Annotated in this window: 7 protein-coding genes and 1 pseudogene; all 8 read right to left on the bottom strand. The window is 53.1% G+C overall.

What is annotated here, in order from left to right; all coding sequences use genetic code 11:
• Positions 1–80: 80 nt before the first annotated feature.
• A pseudogene (locus tag D2V07_RS09485) lies at positions 81–1,005 on the bottom strand (IS3 family transposase); the annotation flags it as partial.
• A 252-nt stretch (positions 1,006–1,257) separates the two neighbouring features.
• Positions 1,258–2,457: an NAD(P)/FAD-dependent oxidoreductase gene (locus D2V07_RS09480; protein WP_158586796.1), complete on the bottom strand. Its 1,200-nt coding sequence runs from the start codon at positions 2,455–2,457 to the stop codon at positions 1,258–1,260.
• A 372-nt stretch (positions 2,458–2,829) separates the two neighbouring features.
• Positions 2,830–3,378 (bottom strand): 3-phenylpropionate/cinnamic acid dioxygenase subunit beta, encoded by a 549-nt coding sequence (locus tag D2V07_RS09475; RefSeq protein ID WP_119586701.1) that lies wholly within the window; start codon positions 3,376–3,378, stop codon positions 2,830–2,832.
• 10 nt (positions 3,379–3,388) lie between these two features.
• Complete coding sequence (locus D2V07_RS09470) at positions 3,389–4,708, bottom strand: aromatic ring-hydroxylating oxygenase subunit alpha (protein ID WP_119586700.1); 1,320 nt, start codon at positions 4,706–4,708, stop codon at positions 3,389–3,391.
• Between the two features lie 10 nt (positions 4,709–4,718).
• Complete coding sequence (locus D2V07_RS09465; protein WP_119586699.1) at positions 4,719–5,081, bottom strand: non-heme iron oxygenase ferredoxin subunit; 363 nt, start codon at positions 5,079–5,081, stop codon at positions 4,719–4,721.
• A 29-nt stretch (positions 5,082–5,110) separates the two neighbouring features.
• Complete coding sequence (locus D2V07_RS09460; protein WP_119586698.1) at positions 5,111–5,929, bottom strand: DODA-type extradiol aromatic ring-opening family dioxygenase; 819 nt, start codon at positions 5,927–5,929, stop codon at positions 5,111–5,113.
• A complete protein-coding gene (locus tag D2V07_RS09455) occupies positions 5,929–6,201 on the bottom strand; it encodes a hypothetical protein (protein WP_119586697.1) in 273 nt (90 codons plus the stop codon). The genes D2V07_RS09460 and D2V07_RS09455 overlap by 1 nt, the downstream gene beginning before the upstream one ends.
• Positions 6,202–6,211: 10 nt before the next feature.
• Complete coding sequence (locus D2V07_RS09450) at positions 6,212–7,039, bottom strand: alpha/beta fold hydrolase (RefSeq protein WP_119586766.1); 828 nt, start codon at positions 7,037–7,039, stop codon at positions 6,212–6,214.
• Positions 7,040–7,160: the final 121 nt, after the last annotated feature.

Raw genomic sequence — 7,160 nt, 5'->3', positions numbered from 1 at the left:
TGACGTGACCCCCAGCTTTCCCCCAGCTGGGATTAGAGCCGAGCGGTTGTTTTGCGCATAAGCGCGGTTGTAGCAATGGGCTACGTAGCGGAGTCCGTAGGGCGTAGCGAAGCAGGCCATTGCTTATCCAGTTCGGCGGCGAACGCCGCCGGTGTTGCGTAGCCAAGCGATGAGTGCGGTCGCTCCCGGTTGTAATCATCCACCCAGGCGGCGATCTCGACACGGGCATGGGCCATGCTCAAGAACAGCGTCTCGTTCAGCAGCTCATCGCGCATGCGACCATTGAAGCTCTCGCAAAAGCCGTTCTGCATCGGCTTGCCTGGCGCGATGTAATGCCACTCCACGCCCATCTCCCCGCACCATGCCAGCACCGCATTGCAGGTCAGCTCAGTGCCGTTATCGCTGACGATCATGCCGGGCTTGCCACGCTGGCTGATCAGCTCCGTCAGCTCTCGCACGACACGGCGGCCTGAGATCGATGTGTCCGGCACCGCTGCCAGGCACTCCCTGGTCACGTCGTCGACTACATTGAGCACACGGAACCTCCTGCCCGACGCCATCTGGTCGTGCACAAAGTTCAGGCTCCAGCGTTGGTTCGGCAGAGCCGGCACCGGGGCAGGAGCCCTTGTGCCGACAGCACGCTTGCGGCTGCGTCGCCGCCTGACCGCCAAGCCTTCCTCCTGGTAGATGCGCTGGATCTTCTTACGGTTGATCATGATCCCCTCCCGGCGCAGCAGGATATGCAGCCGCCGATAGCCGAACCGACGACGCCGGTTGGCCAGCTCGCGCAGCCTCTCCCGAAGCTCGGCATCATCGTTACGCGTGGAACAGTAACGCACGCTCTTGCGATCGGCATCGACAACACGGCACGCCCGCCGTTCGCTCATCCCGTGGCACGCCTGGAGATGAGCGACAGCTTCCCGCTTCGCGGCGGGCGTCAAAACCTTTTGCCAGGAGATCCTTCAGTGCCGCCTTGTCCAGCATCGCATCGGCCAGCAGCCGCTTGTCGACCGTCCTTCTATCAGGGCCGGACTCTAATCCAACTTGGAGGGAAATCAGGGGGTCACGTCACGGGTAGCCGCAGCACGCAAGCGCAGGCCGCCATCAACCGCCGATAGAAGCAGACACGCAAATCCATCGAAAGAGCTTGAGACATCCATGGCGGCCTCCTTCACCAGCACGGATTCTGAGACCACTCTAGCACCAAAATCGCCTTGCCCTACCAACGATCAAGGTAAGGAGCTGTAAAGTTTCTGCCTATCCATTAAGCTTTGGATCTCTCAACAACTCCTCCGGGGGCCGACGATCTCCAACGCTGAGCAGACGGCGAATGCGGGCAATTGCGCGGCCGCTGTTGAAGCCTACCGCCCCACATAGTTTATTCTCGCTAAACTGCAGTAAAACACCCTCCTGACCATTGAACGGCTTTAACCAATGAGAGACCGTACGATCGACTTTGCCTACGGCCTGAATATTTATATCGAACTGATCGGACCAGAATCCCGATGGCTGTGCCTTAGGCAATTCCAGGCCAAGGATAGTAGAGGCTGCCTCCCGTGCCTGGATCTGCGCGTTCAAAATAGTCTCGCTTCGATCTCCTAATCCTTCGACGGTGCTTCGGCGTCGGGTAACGTCCCCGACAGCAAGGACTCCTGGCAGCGATGTTCGACAATGAGCATCAATCAAAATGCCGTTATCATTTTCCGCGCCCGCATCATTTGCAAGCTTGGCGTTGGGAACCATCCCGACACCGATAACTAGGACATCGCAAGGTAGAGTCTCGCCGCTCATGAGCACCACGCCGCTAATCCGTGACGGCCCTAGGACTGAGGCTATACCTTCACCCAACCTCAGTTTAACCCCTGCCTCTTCAATAACAGTCGCCATGACCCGCCCTGCTCCCTCGCCGATCGAACGGAGCATCGGTAACGCCGCAATGTCCACAATCGTAGTATCGCAACCACGCCTCACAGCACTTGAAGCAACTTCACAACCGATCACGCCTCCGCCCATTACGACTACACGAGCTCCTGGCAACAGCGCCTCCCTCAACGCCATTGCATCGCGCGAAGTACGCAGGGTGTGGATGCCTTGCAATCTCGGAACTTGTGCAGGCCATCGAGCCAACCCACCCGTTGCCACAACCATAACCTCCGCGCCTACCTGCCGCCCTCCAGAAAGATCCAACCGCCCCGCGGTCCCAATGCCCAAAACACGATTGCCGAACTCAAGCTCCAGGTGCATTTTCTCTAAAATATCGGCCCGAACTAGAGGGGTGTCCGAGGGATCGCTAAACTCACCTGAAAGCATTTCCTTCGACACGGCAGGACGATTGTACAGCGGCTCCATCTCGGCATCAAAGAGCATCACTCGCCCATCGTATCCCAAGCGCCGAAGCTCCATCGCTGTGGTCAAACCTGCAGCGTTAGCGCCAATGATCGCAACGGTGTTCGTCATACAAGCCCCCCCCATCGTAAGAAAAATGTCGTTACTGAATGGAGGCGTTTGATCATAGCAGGAATCTCATGAATTTGACGATGACGGAAGATCGTATAATTATATACGTTGCTTCTGATCCTCTCGATCATAAACATTATACAAGAACAACAAGCGTTTTACGCTTAAAGGAAAGATGATACCCTCGGACCGAACGTCGCAACGATATCTTCTCCTACGGTAAAATATTGATTGATTAAATGGACAAGGCTTAAGGGGGCGCTGCCAGAACCGACTAACATTAAGCTACTAGTGAATGCGTCTGTGTCCCTGACAAAAGCAAACCGCGCAAACAGCAACCCGCTCCGCACCTACCGATAACGGGACAACCGATTAGATAAACGTATTAAAGTTCTTGGATAAAAATACTGTCTGGGCAATAAACACCTCTCTACGCACTAATCTAAGACCTTCTGGGGTCTGACGAATAAGATCTATTCGCCGACCACCAAGCCAGTCCTCTTCATCTTCATTGCGATTACGCAAACTTATTGCGACCGAACGAACTAACCAATCGTTCTCTCCTTCGCTAGGTTCTACTTCGATATTCGAAATATAGTGTATGTTGCGTGTAGGTGGGTCTTCACTCCAAGCAGTTCGTTGCTTCCACCGAGAAGCCCGCAACTTTAACTCCGCTAGACTATCGTCAAAGTGAGCCATTCGATCACGTTCATATGTGCCCTTCTTGTCGCGACGATAACGGGCTTGGGGAACGGGGACCCAATAGGTGAATTCCTCGTCCATCAATTGAAACCAATCGTCGTACCGTTGTTCGTCTAAGAGCCTCGCCTCCCGATATAGAAATTGTTGAATCAGATGAAACACTTCTAAAGAAGCCTGGCGAGGCGCATTATTTTTGGGATTGGCTGGAGCAGTTACCATGCTTATGTCCTTAATTATTGTCGAGGCTGGACCAATCGCTGGCTGACATGAGGTCAGCCCAACGTTTATAGAATGCGCGCTGGTTTGCGTCGTTCAATTGGACGCGATGGATTTTTCCTGGAAACTCTTCGTGATCTATCGCCGAGTCCAATCCTAATCCATAGTGCAGTTTCTGACGGCGCGTAACGACACCAGCGTTTGAGTGCGTGCAATGCTCCCAGTTTTCCCCGTCATCAGATTCAAACATGCCGGTTGGGGAAAAAGTTCTCGAAATTCCACGACGGTAGGCCTCCTTGAGACTCTTTGGAGCATCGCGGTTGACGAGCACCCACGTATTCAATTCAATCTCGTGGGCCCCCTTGGGGAGCCATGTTCGCCACGTGTTAAGTCCCGGGAGGTATGCAAGATTTGGAAAAACATTAGCCGAACTCATAGACCCCACCATTTTCGCTCGCAGCTTTCCGAGGCGTTCGGCGAAACGCGCTTCATTCTCCTTCAAATAGTCCACAACCTCTGGCTCGCCCAGCGCCATGGCATTACCAATCAAATCCAATCCAAATTCGGTACCGTGTCCATTGACACTCGCTTGAAAGGACTTCTCTGGATTTACTTTTACACCGCGGCCAAAAATCGCTGCAGCGGCTGATGCATGTGTCCAACCGGCGTGATATGCGTCTCCGACGAAGTTCTCAGCCGCGAACTTCCAGTTTGACCGCAATCGAGACTTTACGTTCCCCTCAAGGAATTCGGTACCACCAGGATCGTTATCGAGCAGGACATCCAAGTAATAGCGATAGTCGCCTAAATATTCATTTAGCGACGGCGCCTTAGGATCAAAGGTAGCGAAGATCAAACCCTTGTAGGATTCAGTCCTCGCCCGATGTAGGCCTAACTTACTCTTATCGAAATTCGCGCAGCCTGAGTAATGCTCCTCCTCATGTATGCTAACAAGCCCCCCATCTAGACCAAAAGCCCATCCGTGAAAGTTACACGTGAATTGACGAGCGGTGCCAGTCTCAGCAAAGCATACTCTGTTACCCCTGTGGGTACAGGAATTTAAGAATACGTTAACTTCCCCTTTTCGATCTTTCGCGACTATAACAGCATCTTGCCCAATATAAGTAGTTAGGAAATCGCCGGGCTCGATGAACTGCGATTCATGACCTACGAAACACCAGCAGCGGGCGAAAATTCGCTCTAATTCAAGCTGGTAAATATCCGTATTCCAAAAAATTCGCCTGTCGATCCATCCGGCTTCAACATCCACGAGTTGGTGAAAGTCAAGGTCAGATGCCGCGAGGTTATTTTCGCGCTGAAAAGTCTCAACCATCGGTGTTCTCCTATTGGCACTGCGGGGATGAAGCGTGGGTGTCGTCATTTTTGTTCGGTGTCGTGTTCACCAGCAACTTACCGCCCTCGACCCATACTTGATAAGTATTGATCGGTTCTGTGGCCGGAAAGCAAAGAGCCTTGCCCGATCGAATGTCGAATTCACCAGAATGGGCTGGACAAATTACGGTGAAGCCCTCCAGCCAACCTTCTGTAAGAGAGGCTATCGCATGGGAGCAGACGTCATCCGTCGCGAACCACTCATCATCGACGTGATAAACGGCGATCTCCCCAAGGCCATCGATTGAAAATGCCTTCATTTCACCTTTCGGGATCTGCGAAGCTTCACCAAGTTCGACTAGATTTGAAACCATACCCTCCTCTTTTCCATTATTACCCGCCCTCAAGAAGCAACACAAAGTTCAGCGAAGCCTAGGCCGGTCACTCCACCATCCCAAGGCTCATAAGCGATGACCTTGCCCGCCCCTCTGACTGCGCCCATTGCGCAGAGAAGTTGACGAATTTCCATCGCACCATTTCCGCCGTGTTCTAGAATGTAATCATCGGTTAAATTGATGAGAGCCTCAGGCTCCCCCCTCTCCACCGCATCGAGGATCAACTTATCGAAGGCTTTGTTGATACGCCCCATTTGCGGAAGGCCAACCCAATGGCTGAGGCCACCTGATCCAATGACAACGACCCTCTCGTCGCCAGGATAAGCTTCGATGGCCCGACGTATCGAACCGCCAAGGTCATAGGCCCTTTGCGTGCGAATTAAGGGCTGAACACCTGCTGCCAGATAGACGGGTATAGTTGCCACAGAACCATCTGAAGGCAATGAGCGGCGAACTGGAATACCTACAGAATGATCGACGTTCATTGATTTGGCAGCCGCCCAGTCGAACCCCTCCTCATGACCCACACGCATTATATGTTGCGCCAATGACGGGTTGCCTCGGATGTCCCCGCGCTCAACTCCAGGCAAAGGATCAATTGGGCCCTGCACATCTCCGATGCCGATCGCCATCTGAGGTAAACAATTCGGACCAAATAAAATATAGTGATCGGCACCAATTATAACAGCAGTTGTCGCATCTAGCTGACGCACGCGTTCAAGGACCGTCTCGTATGCTGCCAAGACAACTGACGAGTCAACTTTCCGCGGGTTAATGAAAACCAGCGGGTCGTGGGACATTAGAAACCCACCAACCACATTTGCCATCACACCGCCTCCCTAAGGCAGCCGGAGATCGCGTTTAGGTACTCGGGCAGCTCTTGTGGCCCCCGCACACACATCCATAAACCAAAAGTGAGCATGGGACTCACTCCGACATCAAGCATGGAAGATACATTCATACCCCCAATCATTTCCTGCTCATCCCGACTCAATCCATATCGTTCCAGTACTTCTGTGGGCTCTGCAACGAAGCGTTTTCTCACTGAAGTCTTGGTGGTAATGTCATACAGCGCCAACTCAATTGCATGGACACTCATTCCGCCCCTCCTAAAAACCGTGGCGACTAAGAAATTCGCTTATCAAGCCAACAAAAGCCTTTGGCCGCTCCAACTGAACCCAGTGGCCGCACTCTCCGAAGATATGCAACTCGCTATTTGGCAAATTTCGAGCGGCGCTTACCGCCACCTCCATAGGAATGACTGAATCTTCGCGCCCGTGCAGCAGTAAAGCCGGCTTATCGATCGTAGCTAGCTTATCAGCCGGCATTCCACGAACGAGCCGCGGCCCTTCTTCATTCGATTGGGGCATTAGGGCGCGCAGCGCCGTGCGCCCAGAATGGCGCAGGCTCATTTCATACCGCTCCCGAACCATGGACTCGGTTACGATAGATGTATCGTACGGGAAACGCTCGAGGATGGCCCGCATACCCTCAAGAGAGGGCTCGAATGCAGCGCCTTCACTTAGGGCACTCGTCTGCTCGAACTGACCAGCCGGAGTACCCATCAATACCAAGCTCAACACAGCCTCGGGCTGCCGAAGGGTAGCCGCAAGCGACAGCGCTCCACCGAAAGAATTACCAACAAGAACTGAGGGGCCGACATTAAGAGCTTCCAGAAAGCCCAGAAGTTGACTGACCCACACCTTCATATTGAGCGTAAGCTCAGACTCGCAGTCAGTCAGCCCAAATCCAGCCATATCCACAGCAATGACGCGGTGATTTTCTGCTAAATGAGGTATTACATTACCCCAATTTTCCCATGCACTCACTCCTGGGCCGGAGCCATGCAAAAGTACGAGCGGAATGCCAGATCCTTCATCATGATAATGGGTACGAATGCCATTATTCTCGAGAAAATTGCCTTGCTGTATGGTCAAATTCTCCACTCCCGCCAAATGTTCGTCGCATAGTCGATAGCCATACTCTTAAGTATGGTTTAGGATCAAGATTTCGCGCTGTCAAGGGATGTTCAGATTGTATGGCCACCAGAAGAGTCGC

Origin of the sequence: Aurantiacibacter zhengii, assembly GCF_003584125.1 — a bacterium.
Lineage (GTDB): Bacteria > Pseudomonadota > Alphaproteobacteria > Sphingomonadales > Sphingomonadaceae > Alteraurantiacibacter > Alteraurantiacibacter zhengii.
Note: the sequence above shows the minus strand (reverse complement) of the source record. Positions and strands in the feature narration are given on the sequence as shown.

Excerpts from the sequence above, each read along its gene's own strand:
- D2V07_RS09480 (WP_158586796.1), bottom strand. The coding sequence starts at position 2,457 with ATGACGAACACCGTTGCGATCATTGGCGCTAACGCTGCAGGTTTGACC.
- D2V07_RS09475 (WP_119586701.1), bottom strand. The coding sequence starts at position 3,378 with ATGGTAACTGCTCCAGCCAATCCCAAAAATAATGCGCCTCGCCAGGCT.
- D2V07_RS09470 (WP_119586700.1), bottom strand. The coding sequence starts at position 4,708 with ATGGTTGAGACTTTTCAGCGCGAAAATAACCTCGCGGCATCTGACCTT.
- D2V07_RS09465 (WP_119586699.1), bottom strand. The coding sequence starts at position 5,081 with ATGGTTTCAAATCTAGTCGAACTTGGTGAAGCTTCGCAGATCCCGAAA.
- D2V07_RS09460 (WP_119586698.1), bottom strand. The coding sequence starts at position 5,929 with ATGGCAAATGTGGTTGGTGGGTTTCTAATGTCCCACGACCCGCTGGTT.
- D2V07_RS09455 (WP_119586697.1), bottom strand. The coding sequence starts at position 6,201 with ATGAGTGTCCATGCAATTGAGTTGGCGCTGTATGACATTACCACCAAG.